Source organism: Streptomyces virginiae (assembly GCF_041432505.1).
GTDB lineage: Bacteria > Actinomycetota > Actinomycetes > Streptomycetales > Streptomycetaceae > Streptomyces > Streptomyces virginiae_A.
In genome coordinates this window covers 1088757-1112043 of record NZ_CP107871.1, presented here as the reverse complement: position 1 = coordinate 1112043, position 23287 = coordinate 1088757, and the positions used below count along the sequence as shown (strand labels likewise).

General features: G+C 73.6%; 21 protein-coding genes. 12 read left to right on the top strand and 9 right to left on the bottom strand.

Translation table 11 applies throughout. The features are described 5' to 3' along the window. Position 1: 1 nt before the first annotated feature. Positions 2–1078 carry a zinc-dependent alcohol dehydrogenase family protein gene (locus OG624_RS05325; protein WP_033213987.1) on the bottom strand — a complete coding sequence of 359 codons (1077 nt, stop codon included), beginning with the start codon at positions 1076–1078 and terminating at the stop codon, positions 2–4. Positions 1079–1254: 176 nt separating this feature from the next. On the opposite strand from OG624_RS05325, the gene OG624_RS05320 reads away from it, so the two are divergent. Then, positions 1255–2676: an MBL fold metallo-hydrolase RNA specificity domain-containing protein gene (locus tag OG624_RS05320; protein WP_051762187.1), complete on the top strand. Its 1422-nt coding sequence runs from the start codon at positions 1255–1257 to the stop codon at positions 2674–2676. A gap of 334 nt (positions 2677–3010) precedes the next feature. Next, complete coding sequence (locus tag OG624_RS05315; RefSeq protein WP_371639151.1) at positions 3011–4486, top strand: sialidase family protein; 1476 nt, start codon at positions 3011–3013, stop codon at positions 4484–4486. 60 nt (positions 4487–4546) lie between these two features. Here the strand turns inward: OG624_RS05315 and OG624_RS05310 are convergent, their stop codons facing one another. Both OG624_RS05310 and OG624_RS05305 read right to left on the bottom strand, forming a co-directional pair. Beyond that, complete coding sequence (locus OG624_RS05310) at positions 4547–4960, bottom strand: VOC family protein (RefSeq protein ID WP_371639150.1); 414 nt, start codon at positions 4958–4960, stop codon at positions 4547–4549. Continuing rightward, positions 4957–5520: a MepB family protein gene (locus tag OG624_RS05305; RefSeq protein WP_033213980.1), complete on the bottom strand. Its 564-nt coding sequence runs from the start codon at positions 5518–5520 to the stop codon at positions 4957–4959. Before OG624_RS05305 ends, OG624_RS05310 begins: the two co-directional genes overlap by 4 nt. Positions 5521–5776: 256 nt before the next feature. On the opposite strand from OG624_RS05305, the gene OG624_RS05300 reads away from it, so the two are divergent. Beyond that, a complete protein-coding gene (locus OG624_RS05300) occupies positions 5777–7621 on the top strand; it encodes a glycoside hydrolase family 15 protein (RefSeq protein WP_033213979.1) in 1845 nt (614 codons plus the stop codon). 32 nt (positions 7622–7653) lie between these two features. On the opposite strand, the gene OG624_RS05295 is transcribed toward OG624_RS05300, so the two are convergent. Further along, positions 7654–8046, bottom strand: coding sequence for a TOBE domain-containing protein (locus tag OG624_RS05295; protein WP_033213978.1), 393 nt, complete (start codon positions 8044–8046; stop codon positions 7654–7656). 141 nt (positions 8047–8187) lie between these two features. Here OG624_RS05295 and OG624_RS05290 point away from each other — a divergent pair, with 141 nt between their 5' ends. The 3 genes from OG624_RS05290 to OG624_RS05280 are packed head-to-tail and all read left to right on the top strand — an operon-like array spanning position 8188 to position 12796. Next, positions 8188–9093, top strand: a complete 906-nt coding sequence (locus OG624_RS05290) for an oxygenase MpaB family protein (protein ID WP_033213977.1) — start codon at positions 8188–8190, stop codon at positions 9091–9093. Positions 9094–9119: 26 nt separating this feature from the next. Continuing rightward, the gene (locus OG624_RS05285) at positions 9120–11231 is read left to right on the top strand and encodes a serine/threonine-protein kinase (protein WP_371639149.1); all 2112 of its coding nucleotides are present in this window, start codon (positions 9120–9122) and stop codon (positions 11229–11231) included. After that, positions 11228–12796, top strand: a complete 1569-nt coding sequence (locus OG624_RS05280) for a phytoene desaturase family protein (RefSeq protein WP_033213970.1) — start codon at positions 11228–11230, stop codon at positions 12794–12796. The genes OG624_RS05285 and OG624_RS05280 overlap by 4 nt, the downstream gene beginning before the upstream one ends. A 26-nt stretch (positions 12797–12822) precedes the next feature. Here the strand turns inward: OG624_RS05280 and OG624_RS05275 are convergent, their stop codons facing one another. Continuing rightward, positions 12823–13662 (bottom strand): LysR family transcriptional regulator, encoded by an 840-nt coding sequence (locus OG624_RS05275; protein WP_033213968.1) that lies wholly within the window; start codon positions 13660–13662, stop codon positions 12823–12825. Positions 13663–13767: 105 nt separating this feature from the next. On the opposite strand from OG624_RS05275, the gene OG624_RS05270 reads away from it, so the two are divergent. Continuing rightward, positions 13768–14493 carry an SDR family NAD(P)-dependent oxidoreductase gene (locus OG624_RS05270; RefSeq protein WP_033213966.1) on the top strand — a complete coding sequence of 242 codons (726 nt, stop codon included), beginning with the start codon at positions 13768–13770 and terminating at the stop codon, positions 14491–14493. A 25-nt stretch (positions 14494–14518) separates the two neighbouring features. On the opposite strand, the gene OG624_RS05265 is transcribed toward OG624_RS05270, so the two are convergent. Further along, positions 14519–14998 (bottom strand): hypothetical protein, encoded by a 480-nt coding sequence (locus OG624_RS05265; protein WP_158711709.1) that lies wholly within the window; start codon positions 14996–14998, stop codon positions 14519–14521. 207 nt (positions 14999–15205) lie between these two features. Between OG624_RS05265 and OG624_RS05260 the strand changes: the two genes are divergently transcribed. Further along, entirely contained in the window at positions 15206–15613 is a 408-nt protein-coding gene (locus OG624_RS05260; RefSeq protein ID WP_033213962.1) for a PPOX class F420-dependent oxidoreductase, read from the top strand. A 104-nt stretch (positions 15614–15717) separates the two neighbouring features. Here the strand turns inward: OG624_RS05260 and OG624_RS05255 are convergent, their stop codons facing one another. Then, a complete protein-coding gene (locus tag OG624_RS05255) occupies positions 15718–16167 on the bottom strand; it encodes a nitroreductase family deazaflavin-dependent oxidoreductase (protein ID WP_033213960.1) in 450 nt (149 codons plus the stop codon). Positions 16168–16207: 40 nt separating this feature from the next. Then, on the bottom strand, positions 16208–17416 hold the full coding sequence (locus OG624_RS05250; RefSeq protein WP_051762185.1) for an FAD-dependent monooxygenase: 1209 nt from the start codon (positions 17414–17416) through the stop codon (positions 16208–16210). Positions 17417–17513: 97 nt separating this feature from the next. On the opposite strand from OG624_RS05250, the gene OG624_RS05245 reads away from it, so the two are divergent. The 4 genes from OG624_RS05245 (at position 17514) to OG624_RS05230 (ending at position 21100) form a co-directional block, all read left to right on the top strand. Then, complete coding sequence (locus OG624_RS05245; protein WP_371639147.1) at positions 17514–18203, top strand: TetR/AcrR family transcriptional regulator; 690 nt, start codon at positions 17514–17516, stop codon at positions 18201–18203. A gap of 425 nt (positions 18204–18628) precedes the next feature. After that, a complete protein-coding gene (locus OG624_RS05240) occupies positions 18629–20032 on the top strand; it encodes an alpha/beta hydrolase family protein (protein ID WP_033213956.1) in 1404 nt (467 codons plus the stop codon). Between the two features lie 138 nt (positions 20033–20170). Further along, a complete protein-coding gene (locus OG624_RS05235) occupies positions 20171–20716 on the top strand; it encodes a hypothetical protein (RefSeq protein ID WP_051762168.1) in 546 nt (181 codons plus the stop codon). 9 nt (positions 20717–20725) lie between these two features. Beyond that, positions 20726–21100: a VOC family protein gene (locus tag OG624_RS05230; protein WP_033213954.1), complete on the top strand. Its 375-nt coding sequence runs from the start codon at positions 20726–20728 to the stop codon at positions 21098–21100. Positions 21101–21122: 22 nt separating this feature from the next. On the opposite strand, the gene OG624_RS05225 is transcribed toward OG624_RS05230, so the two are convergent. Next, complete coding sequence (locus OG624_RS05225; RefSeq protein WP_078908901.1) at positions 21123–23033, bottom strand: serine hydrolase domain-containing protein; 1911 nt, start codon at positions 23031–23033, stop codon at positions 21123–21125. Positions 23034–23287 lie beyond the last annotated feature (254 nt).

The window sequence follows — 23287 nt, the reverse complement described above, 5'->3', positions numbered from 1 at the left end:
CTCACCGCCCCTCGGGCGGTACGGCGACCGTGTCGTGCTGCGGTCCGCCGAGCACGACCTTGAGGGCGCCGGTCTCTCCCGCGCGGGAGAAGACGTCGTACGCCTCTTCCATCCGGTCCAGCTCGAAGCGGTGGGTGACCATCGCGGCCCCCGGCAGGCGGCCCGCGGCCATCATCCGCAGCAGCATGGGGGTGGAGTGGGTGTCGACGAGACCGGTGGTGATGGTCACGTCCTTGATCCACAGGTCTTCGAGGTGGAGGACGGCGGGCTTGCCGTGGACCCCGATGTTGGCGACCCGGCCACCCGGGCGGACCATGCGGGTGCACATCTCGAACGCCTCGGGCACGCCGACGGCCTCGATGACCACGTCCGCCCCGAGCCCGTCGGTGAGGTCCTCCACCAGCCGCTCGGGCTCCTCGTCCGCGCTCACGGTGGCATCGGCACCGAGGTCGCGGGCGGCGGCGAGCCGGGACGCGGCGAGGTCGACCGCGATGATCCGCCCCGGGCTGTAGAGCTGCGCCGTGGCGATGACGGCCAGGCCGATGGGCCCGGCACCGACCACGACGACGGTGTCGCCCGGGCGCACGTTGCCGTTGAGCACACCGACCTCGTAGGAGGTCGGGAAGATGTCGGCGAGCAGTACGGCGTCGTGGCCGGCCAGGGCGCTGGGCAGCGGGTGGACGGAGAGGTCGGCGAAGGGGACGCGGACGTATTCGGCCTGGGTGCCGTCGATGGTGTGGCCCAGGACCCAGCCGCCTCCTCCGCGGCACTGGCCGTAGTGGCCCTCGCGGCAGAACCGGCAGCGGCCGCAGGCGGAGATGCAGGAGATCAGGACGCGGTCGCCGGGGCGGACGCCACGGACATCGCCGCCGGTCTCGACGACGGTACCGACGGCCTCGTGCCCCAGGATCCGTCCCGGTGTCACCTCGGGGACGTCGCCCTTGACGATGTGCAGGTCGGTGCCGCAGATGGTGACGGCGTCGACCCGGACGATCGCGTCGGCGGCGTCCTTGATCGAGGGGTCCGGGACATCCTGCCAGGAGGTCTGTCCGGGCCCGTGGAAGACGAGTGCCTTCATGGCGCGGCCTTCTCTCTGTGCGCTGTGCGGGAGGGGTCACCATCAGGCTCTGCTCGCACCCCCTCGTCCCGCTTGGGCCGGTCGGCCCCTACCCGGGCCCGGTCGGTACCCGGCGGACAGGGCGCCGCGGTGCGACGGTGGAGACCGGCATCCGCTCCCGAAGGAGGGCCGCTGTCATGTCCCGGTCAGCTCCGTCCCCCGCTACCGCCCGCCCGGCCCTGCTGAGGTTCCTCGGCGGAGTGCGGACGGTCACCGGCAGCAAGTTCCTGGTCGAGAGCGACCACGCCCGGATCCTCGTCGACTGCGGACTCTTCCAGGGTGTCGCGGACCTCCGGCGCCGCAACTGGGACAAGCTGCCCTGCGACGCCTCGGACATCCATGCCGTCGTCGTCACGCACGCCCACCTGGACCACTGCGGCTACCTGCCGCGCCTGGTCCGGCACGGATTCCGCGGACCGATCCTGACCAGCGCGGCCACCGCCCGGCTCGCCGAGATCGTCCTCCGCGACAGCGCCCGCCTCCAGATGGAGGCCGCCGAGCACGCCAACCAGCACGGCTGGTCCAAGCATCGGCCCGCCAAGCCGCTCTACGACGACGATGACGTCGACCGCACGATCGAGTACTTCGACCCGGTACCGGTGGGCAGCGAGATCGAGATCATGGCCGGCACGAAGCTGATGCTGCACCACGGCGGTCACATCCTCGGCTCCGCCTGGGCGCACCTGACCCTGGAGGACGGCCACACCCTTGCCGTCAGCGGCGACCTCGGCCGCCCCGGCCACCCGCTCCTGCTGCCGCCCGAGCCGTTCTCCGGCGCCGACGTCCTGCTGATGGAGTCGACGTACGGCAACCGTCGCCACGACCACGGGAGCGCACGGCACGCATTCGCCTCGGTGATCACCCGCGCACTGTCCCGGGGCGGAACCGTGGTCATCCCCGCCTTCGCGATCGACCGCACCGAAGTCGTCCTGCACGAACTCGCCGCCCTGCGCGGCGACGGCACCTTGCCCCGCCACGTACCCGTCTACGTCGACAGCCCCATGGCCCTGGCCGCACTGGACGTCTACCGCGACGCCGTACGAGCCCACTCAGCCGAGCTACGCCCCGAGATCCTCGCCCGGGGCGAGGCGGCGATCAGCCCGGAACCCTTCCTGGCCGCCCGCACCGTCCAGGAGTCCATCGACATCAACAACTCCGGCGGACCGGCGCTCATCGTCTCGTCCGCCGGCATGGCGACCGGCGGCCGCGTCCTGCACCACCTCCACCGGATCCTGCCCGACCCCCGCAACGCCGTGGTCATCGTCGGCTTCGCCGCCGCCGGCACCCGCTCCCGAGACCTCGTCGACGGCGCCCGCACGCTCAAGATGTTCGGCGAGTACGTCCCCGTACGCGCCGAGGTCGCCGACGTCCCGCACTTCTCGGCGCACGCCGACGCCGACCAGATCATCGACTGGCTGCGCGCCGCCCCGGCCCCGCACACCACCTACCTCGTCCACGGCGAGGAGAGCGCCGCGGAAACGCTGCGGGACCGGATCGATGACGAACTGGGCTGGACGGCCGTCGTACCCAAGCCCGGGGAGGCCGTTCTGGTCCGCTGACCAGGGCCGGACGGCCCCGGCGGTCTGCACCGCCCCACCCGCGCCGACCTGTTGACCGCCCCGGCCGTCACGATCCGCCCCGACACCACCCTGCCCCAGACCGCCCACCGCATGGCCGACCGACACATCGAGCGCCTGCCGGGCGGCTCCGCCGTGCCTCTGCGTGACTCCGGGGGCGACTCCGTCGTTCGGCCCATCAAGGGCACCGGCCGCAGCGCCGAAAAGGACCAAGCGGAGTCGCCCCACCCTTGCGTTCCGGTACGCCTCCGCGCCCCGGGCCGCCCCGACGACGGCATCCCGGTGCCCCAGCCGACCGGCCCGGAGGAGATTCCGCATGCGCGCCGTCCTGCCCCTGACCGCCGTCACCACCGCCGCGCTCCTGCTCGTCACGGTCACCGGAGTGACGTCCGCCGCGGCGGCCCGGAATCCCGACGGCACGTCGCCCCTGGTCAAGGTGTCCCACGGCGACCCGTACGCGGACTGCACCATCGGCGCGAGATCGCCCGACAGCGTCGTCTACCCGGGCACCGAGGTCGAGCCGTACCTGTCCGTCGATCCGCGCGACTCCCGGCGCGTGGTCACCGTGTTCCAGCAGGACCGCTGGAACGACGGCGGCGCCCGCGGCCTGGCGGCGAGCTGGACCACGGACGGCCGCACCTTCCACCGGAGCACGCTGCCGTTCAGCCTCTGCGCCCCGGGCGGAGCGGACTTCGAACGGGCCACGGACCCCTGGGTGAGCACCGGACCGGACGGAACCGTCTACGCGAGCGGCGAGGGCGTCGACTTCGTCAAGAGCACGCGCACCGGCCTGCTGGCCGCCACCTCCCACGACGGCGGCCGCACGTGGCAGAACCTCACCACCACACACGTCGACGAGCAGCCGTTCTTCAACGACAAGCCCTCGCTCACCGCCGACCCGATCCGCAAGGGCACCGCCTACCAGGTCTGGAACCGCCTCGACAACGACCCGCCCGGCCCCGGCTCCCTCGACGGTCCGGGCTACATCTCCGTCACCCGTGACGGCGGCCGCACCTGGAGCGGAGCCCGGCGCTTCGTCGACACCGGCAGCGTGCCCAACACCCAGACCATCGGCCATCAGATCGTCGTGGACCGGCACACCGGCACCCTGTACGACTTCTTCGACCGCATCACCTACTCCGAGGACTTGAGCACCGTCGTCGAGGCCCGCTACGAGATGGTCACCTCGACCGACGCCGGAGAGACCTGGAGCGCCCCGGTCACCGTCGCCGAGGACACCTCCGTACCGGAGGTCGACCCGAACGACCCCACCAAGGCGCTGCGCGCCGCGTCCACCCTGCCCAGCCCGGCCGTCGACCCGAAGACGGGCACGCTCTACATGGCGTACGAGGGCGCGGACTTCTCCGGCGGCGAGTTCGATGCCGTCCAGCTGGTGCGCTCCACCGACGGCGGACGCACCTGGGGAGCCCCGGAGCTGATCAGCCCGGCGGGGGTGCCGGCCTTCTCCCCGTCGGTCGCGGTCGACGAGCGGGGCACGCTCGCGCTCACCTACTACGACCTGCGCTTCCTCCAGCCGGGCAACACCACCACCCTGCCCACCGCCTACCAGCTCGCCACCCTGCCGCACGGAGACCCGCGGCGACGCACCGAACGCCAGATCTCGCGGGTCTTCGACTGGCTGCAGGCACCGTTCGCCGGGGGCTACTTCCTCGGCGACTACCAAGGCCTGGTGGCCGACGGCAAGGGAGTACGGGCGGTGCTCACCGAGACCCACTCCGACGCACCGGAGAACCGTACGGACGTGTACACCGGCACGTTCCGCACCCACTGACCGACGCGGACGCCGTCGGCCGGTCGGCCCGACCGCCGCCGGCCGCGGGGGTCCCGCGCGTCAGTCCGGGGCGGTGAACGCGACGAGTTCGACTTCGAAGCCGTCCGTGTTCTCCAGATAGGCGGCGTAGTGCCGGGGGCCGCCCGCGTGGGGATGGCGGTCCGGGAACATCAGCTGCCAGCCGTGGCGGGTGGACTCCCGCGCCAGGCGGTCCACCGCCGCCGCGTCCTCCACGTGGAAGGCCAGGTGGTTCAGTCCCGGCCGGCAGCGGTCGTGCCGGTCGGCGGTGAGGGCCGGGGACCGTTCGACGACCACATACGTCGGCCCCAGCCGCCAGCTGCGGCCGTCGGCCCAGTGCTGGTAGGGCGTGTGCCCCAGGGCTTCCAGGAGCCAGCCGAGCGAGGCGATCGCGCGGTCGAGGTGCGGCACCCACAGCTCGATGTGGTGCAGCGTGCCGCTGACGGGCCGGCTCACGTGTAGAGCTTCCGGGCGCGATCCAGATCGACGGGGCCGTCCTCGGGTCGGGGCAGCGACAGGAAGTGTTCCAGCTGCCACTTCTGGGCGCTGCCGGCCTGCCGGTTGGTGGTGGTCACCCAGGGCGGATAGACCCGGAAGGCGCGCTTCCCGCCGGCGCCGTCCGTCGAGACGACCCCGTGCCGGCGGAGCGCGTCCAGGGGGAGGACGAACTGGCCGAAGTGCTCACCGTCGCGCGTACCGATGACGAAGAGGTCCACCGGGTCCGCGGCGTCGAACGGCTGGATCGGCCCCTCCGGTGAGCGCTTCCAGACGGTGACGAACTGGCCGACCTTCGTGGGGGTCGTCCTCGCCGCGCGGAACCGGACGGCGAGGCCGTCCACGGTGAAGGTGTGGGCGGCGTAGTCGGCGCTCTCCGCCTCCGGGAGCGGCTGCGAGCAGGTGAACCCGCAGGGGTCGTAGACGAGCGCCTTCGCCGCGACGAGGTCCGCGGGGGCCGTGGTGGTGTCCGACCAGGGCCGGGGGAGCGGAGGGGGTGCGGGTTCGTGGTGCGTCGTCATGCCCTCACCCTGTCATGACACGGGACCGGTCCGGCGGCCCGTAGTGCGGTGGTCACCGGTCCTGCGGCCCGCCGCCCGGTGGTCACGGCCCGCCGTCCCGTGGCCACGGCTGCCGCGGCCACCGGGCCGCGGGCCGCGTGGCGATCACCGGCGCAGGACCCGAGAATGAGGGGCGGCCCGTGCCACGCCAGGCCGAAGCCGCGGGCCGCGCGGGCCCGCGCGGCCCGAGGGTCTCCCCGCGAACCGTGGAGGGCCGATGCGTCCCTATCCGCCCATCGCCGAGCACGGACTGATCGGGGACCTCCAGACGTGCGCGCTGGTCTCCTCCGAGGGCGTGCTGAACTGGTTCTGCTCGCCCCGTTTCGACTCACCCAGCGTCTTCGCCGGGCTGCTCGACCACGACCACGGCGGATACTTCGCCATCACCGCGGACACCCCCGCCGCCGAAGGCGGGCCCGAGAACGCCGGAGTCGTCACCCGCCAGCTCTACCTCGCCGACACGGCCGTCCTGATCACCCGGTTCCTCACGCGGGACGGCGTGGGGGAGGTGGTCGACTTCATGCCCGTCGACGACCCGCACACCGCCACCGACCGGCACCGGGTGGTACGGGTGCTGCGCGTGGTACGAGGTTCCGTGCGCTTCGCGCTGGAGTGCCGGCCGCGCTTCGACTACGGGCGCGCCCCCCACGCCCTCGTCCTGGACGGCCCGGCCGCGCGCTTCGAGGCGCCGGGCACCACCGCCCACCTGCACGCCGTCGGCCACGTCACGCTGGAGGCCGACGGCAGCGACGTACGGTCCACGGTGACGCTGTCGGCCGGTGAACGCGCGGCCGTCGTCCTGACGGTCTGCGACGCGGGCGGCGAGCCGCCCCGGCCGCCGACCCCCGACGACCTGGTGGAGGAGTTCGCCGCCGTGCGCCGCTACTGGCACGACTGGATCGGGCACTGCACCTACCGGGGCCGCTGGCAACAGATCGTCAACCGCTCCGCCATCACCCTCAAGCTCATGACGTACGCGCCCACCGGCGCGCCGATCGCCGCCGCGACCATGGGCCTGCCCGAGGAGGAGGGCGGCGAACGCAACTGGGACTACCGCTACACCTGGATCCGCGACGCCTCCCTGGCCGTGCGCGCCATGCTCGACCTCGGGTTCGCCGACGAGGCCGACGCCTTCCGCGGCTGGCTCCAGAGACGGATCATGGACGGCGCCGCCCCCAACGGCGAGCCGCTGCAGATCATGTACCGCGTGGACGGGGATCCGTACCTGTCCGAGGAGACCCTCGGCCATCTCGCGGGGTGGCGCGGCTCGGCCCCGGTGCGCGCGGGCAACGGCGCCGCCGGACAGCTGCAGTTGGACATCTACGGCGAGGCGGTCTACGCGCTGGTCCAGGCGGGCCGGTCCGGCGAGTCGGCCGGCTACGACGGCTGGCAGCACTTCGCCGAGGTCCTGGACTGGCTGTGCGACAGCTGGGACCGTCCCGACGAGGGCATCTGGGAGACCCGAGGCGGGCGGCAGGACTTCACCTACAGCCGCGTCATGTGCTGGGTCGCCCTGGACCGCGGCATCCGCCAGGCCACCGCCCTCGCCCGCCCGGCCGACGTCCCCCGATGGACCGCCGCCCGGGACGCCATCCTGCGCCAGATCATGACCCGCGGCTGGAGCGCGGAGCGTCGGGCGTTCGTCCAGCACTACGACACCACCGTCCTGGACGCCTCCCTGCTGATGATGCCGCTGGTCGGCTTCATCTCCCCGAAGGATCCGCGCTGGCTGTCCACCCTGGAGGCCATGGACGGCGAACTCGTCTCCGACAGCCTCGTCTACCGCTACGACCCCGCCGCCTCGCCCGACGGCCTACGGGGCTCGGAAGGCACCTTCTCCCTGTGCAGCTTCCTCTACGTCTACGCCCTCGCCCGGGCCGGCGAGGTCGAGCAGGCCCGTTACGCCTTCGACAAGATGCTCACCTACGCCAACCACGTGGGGCTCTTCGCGGAGGAGATCGGGCCCAGGGGCGAGCAGTTGGGCAACTTCCCGCAGGCTTTCACCCACCTCGCCCTGATCGTCGCGGCCCTCGCCCTCGACACGGAGCTCGACAAGGAGTGAGCGGGCCGACCCCGACTGACAGGGCAGCCCGGTCAGTCGAGGTCGATGTGGACGCTGGTGGACTTCACCCGGGCGACGGCCCGCACGCCGACCGCGAGCCCGAGCTCCTCGACCGCCTCGCGGGTCAGCAGGGAGACCACGCGGTGCGGACCGGCCTGCATCTCGACCTGGGCGGAGACCTCGCCGAGCGTCACCGCCGTCACGATCCCGGGCAGCGCGTTGCGCGCCGACGTCGTGGACTCGCCGTCCCCCTCGGCCGCCTCCTGGGCGAGCGCCACGCAGAAGGCGGCCAGATGCACGCCCTCGACCATCCGCTTGTTGCCCTCCCGCAGGGTCGGGAAACGACCCGCGTCCGCCCAGCGGCGCGCGGTGTCGGTGCTGACGCGGAGGAGTTGGGCGGCCTCGCCGATCGTGTAGAGCTGCACGCCGTCACTCTATGCCGCCGACGCCACGACCGGCGCTCGGCCAGAGACGGGAAGGAACGGTTCGGCCCCCGAGGTTCCGCCGACCGCGGCCCCGGATCGGTAGGCTGGAGCCGCCGGACGCCTGTGACGGGGAGGTACGCGATGGGGACCACCGTGACCGGACCGCGCCCCGGCGCCGACCCGGGGCTGTACGGCCCGTCGTCCGTCACCTGGCAGTGCCACGGCGACCCGATGATGTGGATCGCCGGACTCCGCGCGCTCTACCTCCAGGCCCTCCACCCGCGCGCCGTCCGCGGGGTCATGGAGAACTCCGACTTCCGGCGGGACGCCTGGGGACGGCTGCTGCGCACCGCCGACTTCGTCGGCACCCTCACCTACGGCACCACCGAGGCCGCCGAGCACGCCGGCCTCCGCGTCCGCACGATCCACCGCAAACTGTCCGCCACCGATCCGGACACCGGCGCACGCTTCCCCGTGGACGACCCCGAGCTGCTGCTGTGGATCCACTGCGCGCAGATCGACAGCTTCCTGCACGTCCTGCGCCGCTCCGGCGTCCGCCTCACCCCCGCCCAGGCCGACCGCTACGTCGACGAGAACCGGGTGAGCGCCCGCCTCGTCGGGCTCGACCCGGCCACGGTCCCCGCCGACACCGCCGGGCTCGCCGCGTACTTCGAGGCGATCCGCCCCGAACTCGCCGCCGGCCCCGATGCCCTCGCCGTGGACGACTTCCTGCGCGGCCCGCCCGTCCCTGCCCTTCTCGTACGTGGCCGAAACCTGCTGTGGCCGGCGATTGCCGGCCTGGCGTACGGTTCCCTCCCGGGCTGGGCGCACCAGCTGTACGGGCGGCCCGCACCGGCCCCGCGCAGCGTCACCCGACGCCTGCGCCTCACCGGGCGCGTACTGCGCAGCATTCCCGCAGGTCTACGCTGGCAGCTGCCTCCAGGTCACATCTTGAAAGCGATGCGTCGCATGGGCCCCGGGAGCCGCCCCTCGCCGTACACACTGCGTACATCAGCGGCCATACTGGACCGGCCGGGGAGGGCGTAGCGCGAAAACGGGGGCGGCTTTAAGACATGGCGGAGTCCAGACTGATCCAGGGCCGGTACCGGTCGCTCGATCTGATCGGGCGCGGCGGCATGGGCGAGGTATGGCGCGCCCGGGACGAATCGCTGGGCCGACAGGTCGCCGTGAAGTGCCTCAAGCCGATCGGCGCCGAGCAGGACGCCCACTTCACCCAGGTGCTCCGCGAGCGGTTCCGGCGCGAGGCGCGCGTGGCCGCCTCCCTCCAGCACCGCGGGGTCACCGTCGTCCACGACTTCGGTGACGACAGCGCCGCCGGCGGCCCCCTGTACCTCGTCATGGAGCTCCTGGAAGGCCGCAATCTCAGCCAGCTGCTGGAGGACAACGACACCCGCCCGCTCCCCGTGGACGTCGTCGTCGACATCGCCGAGCAGATGGCCGCCGCCCTCGGCTACACCCACGACCAAGGCGTAGTCCACCGCGACCTGAAGCCCGCCAACATCATGCGGCTCACCGACGGCACCGTGAAGATCTGCGACTTCGGCATCGCCCGCCTCGCCCACGACATCGGCTTCACCGCCAAGCTCACCGGCGGCGGCATGGCCATGGGCACCCCGCACTACATGTCGCCCGAACAGATCGCGGGCGGCGAGGTCGACCACCGCAGCGACCTCTACTCCTTCGGCTGCGTCCTGTACGAGATCGCCACCGGTGCCCCGCCCTTCGACCTCGGCGACTCCTGGTCGGTGCTGGTGGGCCACCGCGACAACGCGCCCGTACCGCTGCGCGAGCACCGCCCCGAGCTGCCCGGCTACTTCGACGAGGTGGTCCTCGACCTGCTCGCCAAGCGCCCCGAGGACCGGCCGGGCGACGCCCGCCACGTGCACCGCCGGCTCGTCGAGGCACGGCTGGGACCGGGCGGGCTGCCCGGCGCCCAGGCCCCGCTCCCGCCCTGGGCCCGCGGGATGACCGCCGGGCGCAAGGCCGGGATCGACGCCCGGCCCGCGAGCGGCGAATGGGCCGTGCTCACCGGAGCCTGGACGGCCGCGCGCCCCGCCGGTCGGTCGCCGGTGCCGCGCCCGCGCGGCGAGTACCCCCCGGTCCACCCCGGCACCACCACCATCGTGCGACCCGCGCCCGCCGAGGACCCGCGGCTCACCGCCGCGTACGGCTTCCCGCGCCCCACCGGCCCGCGCGGCAGCGGCCCCGACGCGCTCGCCGCCGGGCACGCGCGCGCGTACGCCCTCAGCCGCGAGGGTCGGCCCGCGGAGGCGCTCGCCGGGTACACGGCCGTCGCCGAGGGGCGCACCCGGATCCTCGGCGCCGATCACGCCGACACCCTCGCGGCGCGCCAGGAGACGGCGTACGAACTGGGCCGGCTCGGCCGCCACCAGGAGGCGCACGACGTCTACCGCGCGGTGCTCGTCGCCCGCGAGCGCACGATGGGCCCGCTCCACCCCGACACCCTGCGCTGCCGGCACAACCTGGCCTGCGCGCTGGGCGCCCTGGGCCGGTTCGAGGACGCCCACGCCATCGCCGCGGAGGTCGCCGCCGACCGGGCGGCCGTCCTGGGCGCCGAGCACGCGGACACCCTGCTGACCCGGTACGAGGCGGCGTACGCGCTCGGCCGCCTGGACCGCTGGCAGGAAGCCCTGGTCGCCTTCCACGAGGTCGGCCTCGTACGGGAACGGGTGCTCGGCCGCGACCACCCCGACACCCTGGCCGCCCGCTACGAGATCGGCATCGCCCTCGGCCGCACCGGGAGGAGCGCCCAGGCCCTCGACCTGTTCCGGGCCCTGGTCCGCGACCGCACCCGCGCCTACGGGGTCACCGACCCCGAGACGTTGCGCGCCCGGCACGTCCTCGGGGTCAACCTGGGCCGTCTGGAGCGGTGGGAGGAAGCGGTGGCCGAGGCCCGTCAGGTGGGCGCCCTACGGGCCGAGGTGCTCGGCCCCGAGCACCCGGACACCCTGGTCAGCCGCCGGGAACTGGCCGGCGGGCTGGGTCGGCTGGGCCGGTGGGACGAGGCGCTGCCCATCTACCGCGACCTCTCCGGAATCCGCGAACGGTCCCTCGGCGACGAGCATCCCGACACGGTCCTGGCCCACGCCGACGAGGCACACTGTCTGGAGCGGCTCGGCCAGGTGTGCTACCAAGAGCCATGACGACCTTCGGGCGGGACGTGTACGACGACGTGATCGTGGGCGGTGGGCACAACGGCCTGGTGGCCGCCGCGTACCTGGCTCGGGCCGGCCGCTCGGTGCTGGTCCTGGAACGGCTCGGGAACACGGGCGGGGCGGCGATCTCCAGCCGTCCCTTCGTGGGCGTCGACGCCAGACTCTCGCGCTACTCCTACCTCGTCTCCCTCCTCCCGTCGAAGATCGTGCGCGATCTCGACCTGCGGTTCGCGGTACGCCGCCGGACGATCTCCTCGTACACGCCCACCGAGCGCGGCGGGCGGCCCGGCGGACTGCTCGTCGGCGGCGGCGAGCAGCGCACCCGGGAGTCCTTCGCGCGGCTGACCGGCTCGGAGCGGGAGTACGAGAACTGGCGCGCCTTCTACGGGACCACCGGGCGGGTCGCGGAGAAGGTGTTCCCGACCTTGACGGAGCCGCTGCCCACACGGGCGGAGCTGCGGGCCCGGATCGACGACGAGGCCGCCTGGCGGATGCTCTTCGAGGAACCCCTCGGGCAGGCCGTGGAACGGAACTTCGCCGACGACCTGGTCCGCGGCGTGGTCCTCACGGACGGGCTGATCGGCACCTTCGCGGACGCCCACGACCCCTCCCTCGCGCAGAACCGCTGCTTCCTCTACCACGTCATCGGCGGCGGCACCGGCGACTGGGACGTGCCCGTCGGCGGCATGGGCGCGCTGACGGACGCCCTCGCGGCGGCGGCCCGGGCGGCCGGAGCCGAGATCGCGACCGGCCACGAGGTGCTGCGGATCGACACGGACGGGGTCGCCCCGGCCGAGGTGGTGTTCCGCACGGCGGCCGGGGAGGGCCGGGTCGTCGGCCGTACCGTCCTGGTGAACGCCTCGCCGAAGGCCCTGGCCGAACTCCTCGGCGAGACCCCGCCCGCAGGCGCGGCCGCGGCCCCGGAGGGCGCCCAGCTGAAGGTCAACATGCTGCTGCGCCGCCTGCCCCGGCTCCGGGACACCTCGGTGGACCCGAGCGAGGCCTTCGGCGGCACGTTCCACATCGCCGAGGGCTACGCCGAGCTCGCCCGAGCCTACGCGGAGGCCGCCTCCGGCGAACTGCCCTCCGTACCGCCCTCGGAGATCTACTGCCACTCGCTGACCGACCCGACGATCCTCGGCCCGGAACTGGTGGAGCAGGGCTACCAGACCCTCACCCTCTTCGGCCTGCACGCCCCGGCCCGGCTCTTCGAGAAGGACAACCAGCAGGCCCGCGAGGTGCTCCTGACGGCCACCCTCGCGCAGCTCGACGCGCACCTCGCCGAACCGCTTACCGACTGCCTCGCCTTCGACGCGGACGGCCGCCCGTGCATCGAGGCGAAGACCCCGCTGGACCTGGAACGCGAACTGCGGCTGCCCGGCGGCCACATCTTCCACCGCGACCTGTCCTGGCCGTACGCCGACCAGGGCGGCCGGTGGGGCGTGGAGACCGCCCACCGCAATGTCCTGCTGTGCGGGGCGGGCGCGGTCCGCGGCGGCGGCGTCAGCGGGGTCCCCGGGCACAACGCGGCGATGGCGGTACTCGGGCACTAGGCGGTCTCGTTCGGGCTTTGCCCTCGTCAGAGACGCGTCGCGGCGCGGACCAGGTCGGCGACGGCCTTGGATCTGCTGTGCGGTGGCCAGGCGATGACGGTCGTGACCGTCGGTGCGTCCACCACCGGCACCGTCGCGTGGTCGTCGCGCAGGTGGGCTCGGAGGGACTCGGGCACGACCGCGCAGGCCCGTCCGAGCGCGATCAGCTGGAACAGCTGGGTGTGGTCGCGCACCTGCGGGCCAGGTCCGTCCGAACAGCCCCCGTCCCGTCGAGGCCAGCGCGGCAGGGGCAGGTCCGGCAGGGAGGTGACCTCGGCCATCGACACATGGGGTCGGTCGGCCAACGGGTGCCCCGCGGGCAGGACCACGACCTGCTGTTCGGCGTGCAGTTCCTCGGTGTCGAGTCCGGCCGTCGTGTCGAAGGGCCGCTGGAGCAGCGCGACGTCGGCCCGCCCGTCGCGCAGCAGCCCTTCCTGCTCGCCGGGCCCGCACAGCACCACCTCGACGGCGACCGCGCCGGGCTCGGCGGCGTAGGCGTCCAGCAGCTTCGACAACAGTTCGCGGGCCGCTCCGGCTTTCGTGGCCAGCACCACACCGGGCCGTTCGGCGGCCGCGCGGCGGGTGCGGCGCTCGGCGGCTTCGACCGCGGCGAGCGCGGCCCGGGCCTCTCGCAGAAGCACCGACCCGGCCTCGGTCAAGGAGACCGCGCGAGCGGTGCGGTGCAGCAGAACCACTCCGAGGCGCCGCTCCAACTGCTGGATCGCCCGTGACAGAGGTGGTTGCGCCATGGTGAGCCGCTGCGCCGCCCGCCCGAAGTGCAACTCCTCCGCGACGGCGACGAAGTATCGCAACTCCCGCGTCTCCACCGCGTCATCGTATCCGCCGCTGATCAGGACCGATATCCGTGAGGTATCGCCGCCCACCCGGTCGGTCTTGGACGTCCCACCCGCGTCCGCACCACGATGGATCACATGACTGAACAGACGATCGCGCTGGTGACCGGCGCGAACAAAGGAATCGGATACGAGATCGCGGCGGGCCTGGGCGCCCTCGGCTGGCGCATCGGCGTGGGCGCGCGGGATCAACAGCGCCGCGACACCGCGGTGGAGAAGCTGCGCGCGGCAGGGATCGACGCTTTCGGCGTCCCGCTCGACGTGGCGGACGACGCGAGTGTGGCCGCCGCGGCCGAGCTGATCGCCGACCGCGTCGGAAGGCTGGACGTCCTGGTCAACAACGCAGCGATCACCGGTGGTTCGCCGCAGACGCCCACCACGGTCGATCCCGCGACGGTACGAGCCGTCATGGAGACCAACGTGATCGGGGTCATCCGCGTCACCAACGCGATGCTGCCCCTGCTGCGCGGTTCGACATCGCCGCGGATCGTGAACATGTCCAGCAGCGTCGGCTCGCTCACCCTGCAGACCACGCCCGGCATCGACATGGGCCCGGTTCCCACCGCGTACTTGGCGTCGAAGACCTTCCTCAACGCCGTCACCGTCCAATACGCCAAGGAGCTGAGGGACACCGACATCCTGATCAACTCCGGTTGTCCCGGCTTCACCGCCACCGACCTCAACGGCTTCCAGGGCGTCCGCACCCCCCAGCAGGGCGCGGCGATCGCGATCCACCTCGCGACCCTGCCCGACGACGGGCCGACCGGCGGATTCTTCGACGACGCCGGAACCGTGTCCTGGTGACGGGCTCACCGGCCGGGCGGGCCGCTCAGTCCCATGGCCGGAGGGCGCTCCAGGTGCCACCGGTCGCCGAGAAGACCAGGTCCGAGCCCTCGAAGACCTCCCGCGCGTTCTGCGGGGACGAGCGGCCGAAGCGTTCGGCGCACAGATCCACCCGCATGAGCCCGTCGAAATGGGTGAACATCGGCGGATCGTAGAGGACCCAGGAGAAGTGCCGGCTCTCGTCGATCCGCAGGTGTTGTACGCCCGTCAGGTCCAGGCGCACCGGCTCCCATCGGAGGTCCTCCGCCACGACCCGGGCATCGATCACGATCCGGGCGACGCGCCCCCGCGTCCGCGGACCGAATTCCTGATCGAGGACGACGCGGCGGACACAGGCGTCACCGAACGCGTAGCGGGCCGGCAGAGCCGCGATCCCGTCCGCGTCCAACGCGTACGGCCCATGGCTGCGCTCCGGTACCGGCGGTACGAGATCCACTGTGCTGCGCTGCTTCGTCGACGCGGCCATCGTAGAAGCCGTCGCGGCGCGGCCACGACCCGGCCCGACGGCGGCCGGTACGGTGCGAGATCGCTCGGCCGGACGGGTGGATCGTGCCGGCCGCGTCCGCCCGCCGGGCCCCCGTGGTGGCGGCGATTTTGCAGGCTGTCCGTTGCCGGTCCCCTCCGAGGCCAGTCGGCCCGGGGAGGGCAGTCAGCCGAGGGAAGGAACCGCCGCGTGTCCGCCGCACTCTCCGACGACCTGAAGAAGCTCATCGACGACAGCCCGGTCTTCGCGACCGTGGCCACGATCCAGCCGGACGGCAGCCCGCAGCTGTCGATCACCTGGCTCACCCGGGACGGCGACGACCTGTTGGTCTCCACGACGGTCGGCCGCCGCAAGGAGAAGAACCTGCGCGCGGACCCGCGGGTCACCGTCATGATCAACCCGGCGGACGCGCCCTACTCCTACGCCGAGGTCCGCGGCACGGCCCACCTGACCACGGAGGGCGGGCAGGAGCTGATCGACGCGCTGTCGCGCAAGTACACGGGCAAGGCCTACGCCGACTTCAACCCGGCGTCGAAGGAGGACGCCCAGCGCGTCGTCGTGCGCGTCACCCCGCGCAAGGTCGTCGGCTCGATCTGACGCGTCCCGGACGGGCCGACGGGAGGAGGACTCCCGTGGGCCCGTTCCCGCGGTGCGCGCCCCGGCCCGTCCACGCGCCTTCGGGCACGTGCCGGGCCTCGTGGTCATCCGGTGGGTTCGATGACGACGATGGGGATCTCGCGGTCCGTCTTGGTCTGGTACTCGTCGTACGCGGGCCAGTGCCCGACCATCACCGGCCAGTACGCGGCACGTTCCTCGGGGGTGGCGGTACGCGCCGTCCCCTGCATGATCTTCGTGCCGACCTGGATGCGGACCGTGGGGTGCTCGGAGAGGTTGCGGTACCAGAGCGGGTGCGCGGGGTCGCCGCCCTTGGACGCGACGACCAGGTAATCGCCGTCGGCCTCGCCGTAGATGAGCGGGGTCCGCACGGGCTTGCCGGACACCCGGCCCAGGGTGGTCAGCAGGAGGGTCTGGGTGCCGTTCCAGTACTGGCCCTCCGAGCCGCCCGAGCCCGCGTAGAGCTTGACGTGGTCCAGCTGCCAGGTGCCCTCCTTGGGGTCGGTCGGGTGGTCCCAGTCGATGTCGGTCGTCATGTGTCTGCGCCTGCCTTCGCGTCGGAACAGTCGGCGAACCTCACCAACGAGCACCAACGCCCTTGGGCACGGTGTCCATTCCGTCCGGGAGCGCGAATCCGTCGAACAGCGCAGCCATCGCCCGGGCGGTGACATGGGCCGGGGTGGCCCGGACGGCGAGGTCGCGGACGGCCACGGCGAGGGGGTGGCGGAGTGCGGCGACCCGCCCGGCCCGGCGGGCGCGGACGCGGATGGCGTCGGTGCGGGCGCAACGGGCCGCGCTGTAGGCGGCGAGGGCGGCCGGGACCTCCGCGGGGCCGGCGTCGGCCAGCAGGTGGCCGAGGACCGCGGCGTCCTCGACGGCCTGGCAGCCGCCCTGACCCAGGTTGGGGGTCATGGCGTGGGCGGCGTCGCCGAGCCAGGCCAGGCGTCCGTGATGGAAGTGGGGGAGCGGCGCGGCCAGGTCGTACAGGTCGTGCTGGAGCACGGCCGCCGGGTCGATCCGGTCCAGCAGGGCCGGGATCGGGTCGTGCCAGGTGCCGTAGCGGCGCAGGAGTTCGGCGCGGACGTCGGCGGGACGGTGGCCCGCGGGGGCGACGGCGGTGGCGTAGAGGTAGGTCCGGCCGTCGGCGAGCGGGACCACACCGAAGCGCTCGCCGCGGCCCCAGGTCTCGGCGGTCGCCGTTCCGGCGAGGTGTGCGGCGGCCGGCAGGACCGTGCGCCAGGCGGTCTCGCCGCTGTGGCGCAGGCCGGGGTGGTCGGGGAAGTAGTGGCGGCGCAGCGGGCTGTGGATGCCGTCGGCGGCGACGACGAGGTCGGCGCCGTCGAGGTCGCCGGCGTCGGTGCGGACCACGGGGGAGCCGTCGGCGTCGTCGACGGAGGTGACGGCGACGCCGTAGCGGATCGCGTTGGTGGGGAGGGCGGCGGCCAGGGCGTCGGCGAGGGCCGAGCGGTGCAGGGCGAGCGGCGGGCCGCCGAAGCGGGCGGCCAGGGCTGCGGTGTCGGCGCGGCTGAGCCAGCGGCCGTCCGGGCGGCGCAGGCCCATCGCGGCGGGGACGGCGCGGCCCGCCGCGCGGGTGATGTCGAAGCCGATGGTGTCGAAGGCGCGCAGGGCGTTGGGGGCGAGCACGATCCCGGCGCCGACGGCGGTCGGCCCGGCCGCCCGCTCGCACACGGTGACCCGCCAACCCTGGCGGTGCAGGGCCAGGGCGGCGGTGAGCCCGCCGATCCCCGCGCCTGCCACGACCGCGTGACGCTGAACTGTCGACATGACGAGTCTCCCGGTTCCTCTTCCTCGGTTCTCCTCCACCGGATCCTCTACATGTGTAGAGTCCGATGCCGTCACTCTACATGTGTAGAGTTGGCTGATGTCCACCCCACGTACGCGCCCGCCCGAGGCGGACCGCAGAACGCTGATCGCCGACACCGCGATCGACCTCGTCGCCGCCGCCGGGCTCCGGGGCCTGACCCACCGCGCGGTCGACGGTGCGGCGGGGCTGCCGGCCGGGAGCACGTCGTACTACTTCCGTACGAGGACGGCGCTGATCGGGGCCTGCTACGCGCGCCTGGCCGAGCTGGACCTCGGCGATGTCGGCGATGTCGGCGATCTCAGCGGTTTCGGCGGGGTCGGCGAGGTCGGCGAGGTCGGCGGCGAAGGCTCGCCCCGGCCTTCGCTCCCGCCCCCGCCCGGGCCCGCGCCGGCGGACCGGGAGGCGGCGGCGGCCGCGTTGGCCGGGCTGCTGCACCGCTGGCTGACGGTGGGCCGCGCCCGCCAGCTGGCCCGCTTCGAGCTGAGCCTTGAAGCGGCCCGCAACCCCGAACTGGAGGCGGACTTCCACCGGGCCGGTCAAGGGGCTCGGGCCCGCGCCGCGGGCATCCTCGCCGCCCTCGGGGCACGGCGGCCCGAGGAGGCCGCCGAACTGCTGGTCGCGTGGACGGACGGACTGCTCTACGACCGACTGGCCGGCGCCCTCGCCCGTTCCCGACCGGCCCCGGACCTCCCGGAACTGACCTCCATCACCCGGCGGATGCTCGACGCGGTCCTCGTCGAGGGCTGACCCCGGCGGTGACGTCGGAGACCGCGGTCCCCGGCCGGGAACTTCCCGGATTGGTTCACCGTTCATCCAGGTGTGGGCCGCGTGCCCACCCTCATACGCCCAGGCCGGCCACCCCCCCCGGTCGGCCCGGGCCCGCCCCGATCGGCCTTCCCCCCCCGGCCGGTCGGGGCCCATACGTACGGTGGGTCGGGTGCGGTCGTCGCCGCCGTCCTTCCGCCGAGGCGGTCGGGGCGGGGAAGCCCGCCCCGCGTCCCCCGGACGGCGCAAGACCGCCCGCCCCCGGACGACCGCGCCACCACCCCTGCCCCCGGCCCCGCCACCTGCCGCTCAGGGCGACGGCCGGGGTACGGACCGCGCGCTCGGCGCGGACCGCGCGCGGCAGGACGGCAGGCCGGCGCGCCGGGTCGGCGCTACGTTCCGGAGGCATGAACCGCATACCTGGTGATCGGCACACCGGCCCCACCCGACGCGCCCTGCTCACCGCCGGGGCGGGTGCCGCCCTCGCGGCGGGTTGCGCGCGCGGCGGCGCCTCCGGCGCTCCGGCGGCGGAGTCCAGCGGCACCGCCACCCCCACCGCGGCCGCCGGCGGTCTCACCCCCGGCGTGATGACCCTCTTCAAGGACCCGGGCTACAACTTCAACGGGCTCCTCGCGCTCGGCGCCTCGGGCGCGGGCGCCGCAGAGGTCGGCGAGGTCCTCACGGCCGTGAACACGATCAACGACTCCGGACTGAGCGCCCAGTCGTACGTGAAGACCTTCCGCGCCCTCGGCGACCAGCTGCTGAAGGCGCCTCCGGGCGCGCCCGCCGACACCCGGACCAAGCAGTTCCGGGCGCTGCGCGCCGCCCAGTACTACGGCCAGGCGCTCTTCTTCGTCCTCGGGTCGGACGACCCCGGCAGCGAGGAACAGCTCTACAAGGCGGGACGTGGAGCCTGGGACACCTTCTGCGACCTGTGCGAGCCCGCCCCGGTGAAGGCGAACGTCCCCTACGGCAGCACACCGCTGCCGGTGTGGTTCTTCCGCCCCGACACGAGCGGCACCCCCCGCCCGACGGTGATCCTGACGAACGGGAGCGACGGCCAGAACGTGGACATGTGGACCTACGGGGTCCCGGCCGCGCTGGACCGCGGCTGGAACGCGCTCGTCTACGACGGGCCGGGCCAGGGACAGCTGCTCTTCGTGGATCAGGTGGTGTTCACGCCCACCTGGGAGAAGGTCGTCACCCCCCTCGTCGACTGGCTGTCCGCCCGCCCCGACGTGGACCCCGACCGGATCGCCCTGACGGGCCTGAGCATGGCGGGCGACCTCGCCCCGCGGGCGGCCGCTTTCGAGTCCCGGATCGCCGCGCTGGTCGCCATGCCCGGATGTCTGGAGCCGTGGCTGGGCTTCCCGCCCGAGATCCGGCAGATCCTCACCCCCGACAAGCAGGAGACGAACGACGTCTGGAACAAGGAGGTCGTCCCCGAACTGCCTCCGGACGCGGCCGACGTGATGAAGAAGCGCTTCGAGCCCTTCTCGATCCCGGCCATGCTCGAAGCACGGCAGGGCAAGCTGTTCACCGACTTCTACACGCCCGCCACCCGCATCCAGGCGCTGACCATCACCGATGTCGTCGGCCGCATCAAGGCCCCCACCCTGGTACTGGACTACGAAGGCGAGCAGTTCTACCCCGGCCAGCCGCGCCGCATGTACGACGCCCTCACCTCGCCCAAGGACTACCTGAAACTGACGGCCGCCGAAGGCGCGCAGCTGCACTGCTCCCCGATGGCCCCGCAGCTGCACTGCGAAGTCGTCTTCGACTGGCTCCAGAAGACGCTCCCGGACCGCTGACGAACGGCTCCCGCTCCAGGGGGCGCGGTCCCGCCCGGACACAAACCGCCGGCCGGGGCCGCGTCGACTCCGCATCATGGGGACGTCGTCACCCGCCCGTGGCGACGACACCGACCCTCGGAGCGGAGCAGTACAGCCATGGCGACCATCGCGGTGACCGGCCACGTGAACCTCACCGCGGCGAGCGTCGCGCCGGTCGAGGAGGCGCTGCGCACGCTGCTCGCCCGCTACCCGGCCGCGGAGCTCACCGGCATGTCCTGCCTGGCGCCCGGCGCCGACACGGTCTTCGGGAACGCCGTACTCGCCCTGGGCGGGCGGCTGGTGGCGGTGCTCCCCTCGGACGACTACCGGGCGCGGATGCGGGAGGGCCCGGACGTCGTCGCCTTCGACCGCCTCATCGAGGCTGCCGCCGAGGTCGAGGTCATGCCGTACCGAAGGGCCGGTACGGACGCCTACGCCGCCGCCGACCGACTCCTGCTCGGCCGGGCCGAACTCCTGGTCGCGGTGTGGGACGGCGGGCCCGGCGGCAGACAGGGCGGGACGGGCCACACGGTGGCCGCGGCCCGTGCGCGAGGGCTACCGGTGGAGGTCGTCTGGCCGGCCGGCGCCGCCCGACAGGACCCCGCCCGCGGCAAGCGTCGGCGCAGCTCCCCGATCTCCCCCGCTCGGCAGGACAGGACTTAGGATCCGACCATGATCGCTGAACTGCAGTGCGTGGTCCTGGACTGCCCCGATCCGCAGTCGCTCGCCGAGTTCTACCGGTCCCTGCTGGGCGGCAACGTCAACCAGCCGGACCGGCGTTGGGCGCTCGACGAGAGCTGGGCGACGCTCCACACGCCCTCGGGCCTGGTCCTCGCCTTCCAGCAGGCCCTGAACCACGTGCCCCCGCGCTGGCCCGACCCCACCCGGCCGCAGCAGTTCCACCTGGACCTCGGCGTCCCGGACCTGGACGGGGCCCAGGAGGAGGTCCTGGCGGCCGGCGGGACCCTGCTCGACGGCTCGGACGGGCGCGGCTGGCGCGTCTACGCGGACCCGGCGGGGCACCCCTTCTGCCTGGTCCGCCACTGAGTCACGGACCCGGTCGGAGCGTTCAGTCCGTCGATCGGGTCCAGCCGATGGCCTCGATGCGGTCGGCGTCGGCCGGGCGGTCCTCCGCGAAGAGCAGCCGGCCCGGTTCCGCCACGCGGACGACGTCCACGTAGGCCCCGCGTCCTACGTAGCGGCCGGTCGCGGTGTGGCGGAAGCGCAGCCGTACCTCGCGTCCCGCCCAGGCGGCCGTGAGGGGGGCTTCGAGGCGGTGCCAGACGCGGCCCGACCAGCCGCTCACGGAGCCCCGCGGCCACTGTTCCGGCGTGCCGCCGGTGGACCGTAGTGTGCTGAAGGGCAGCGGCTCCCAGTGCTCCCCGTCGGCGGAGGCCTCCAGGTGCAGGGCGCCCTCGCCCGGCACCGTGTCCCACCACACGGCGCAGCGCAGCCGGGCGGCGGCCGTCGCCGGGCCGAGCGGCGGCAGCGTGAGGGTGCCGGAGGCGCCCGGCTGGATGCCGGAGAACCAGGCCGCGCCGCCGTGCCGGGTGCGGACCGGGACGGCGCGGGCGAAGCGGTTGCCGACCGCGACCCGCGGCGCGCTGCCGGCCCGCCAGGTCCGTACGGGGTGGACGGAGTTGCCGAGCAGGATCAGGAACGAGTCGGTGGAGGGGTCCAGGACCAGGGAGGTGCCGGTGAAGCCGGTGTGCCCGGCGGAGTGCGGGGTGGCCATGGCGCCCATGTACCAGTGCTGGTAGAGCTCGAAGCCGAGGCCGTGGTCGTCACCGGGGAAGGCTGTGTTGTAGTCGGTGAAGAGCAGCTCGACGGAGGCGGGGCGCAGGATGCGCTTGCCCGCGTAGACCCCGCCGTCGAGGAGGGCGCGGGCCAGGACGGCCAGGTCCCAGGCGGTGCCGAAGACCCCGGCGTGGCCGGCGACGCCGCCGAGCGCGTACGCGTTCTCGTCGTGGACCTCGCCCCACACCAACCCGCGGTCCAGGCCGGACCAGGGCGGGCGCTGCACCTCGGTGGCGGCGATCGCACGGCGCCAGGAGAGCGGTGGGTTGTAACGAGTGCGGTGCATCCCGAGCGGAGCGGTGATCTCGTCGCGGAGCAGTGTGTCCAGAGTGCGACCGGTGATCCGTTCCAGGAGCAGTTGCAGCGCGATGAGGTTGAGGTCGGAGTACCGGTAGACGGTCCCCGGGGTCTCCTGCGGTCGGACCGACCACAGCAGCCTCAGCCGCCCCTCCCGCGTTGACTCCTGGTAGAACGGCGCCCAGGAACGCAACCCCGAGGTGTGCGTGAGCAGCTGGCGGACCGTGATGATCTCCTTGCCGCCGCCGACGAACTCCGGCAGGTACCGGCGCACCGGGGCCTCCAGCTCCAGGCGCCCGCGTTCCATCTGCTGCACCGCCAGGACGGAGGTGAACAGCTTGGTCAGCGAGGCCAGGTCGAAGACGGTGTCCTCGGACATCGCGATCCGCTCGGCCGCCGGGAACTCCCGGACCCGGTCGGCCCGGCCGTCGTAGTCCGCGTACCGGACCGCGTACCCCATGGCACGGTGCAGGGCGATGGTGCGGCCGCGGCCTGCCAAGACCACCGCCCCGGCGTAGTAGGGGTGTTCGGGGGAGGGGCCCAGGAAGCGCCGGGCCTCGTCCGCGACCCCCTCCAGGTGCTGCTCCGACAGGCCCGCCTGACGCGCCGACCCGTACCGCAACCGCAGCCCCTGGAGCGCACGCCGTTCGGCGGGACCACCCGCGGCGCCGGCGGAGCCCGGGAGCGCCGCGTGCAGGACGAGCACCCCGCCCAGCGCGAGCAACCGCGCCCCGAGCCGCCGCCGGTTCGGCCCGCGGCCCGGTGCGGCCACGCCGTCGCCTCCCTCGCTTCCCTCTTCGCGGTCGTGCGGTCGCTCGCGGCCGATGTCGTCCGGCCGTTCCGTGCCGACCTCCGCCACCGCTTCGGCCCCCGTGTCCGCTGCCATGTCCGGTCCTCCTCGTCCGCAACCCGCGCCCACAACACCCGCACCCACCGTGCGCATTCCGCGCCCGCAGCCGGCTCCCGCGGCCGCCGCGAGCGGACCGTCGTCCTCCGGGCGTGCCGAGCGCCGGCCCGCCCAGAGGGCGACGCGGCCGCCGGAGTCAGCGCCGCCCGGCCCGCGACCCGTACCGGTCGAGCGCGCCGCGGACGGACCGGCCGGCCGGAGCCCGGTACCCGTCGAGCGCGCCGCAGGCGATC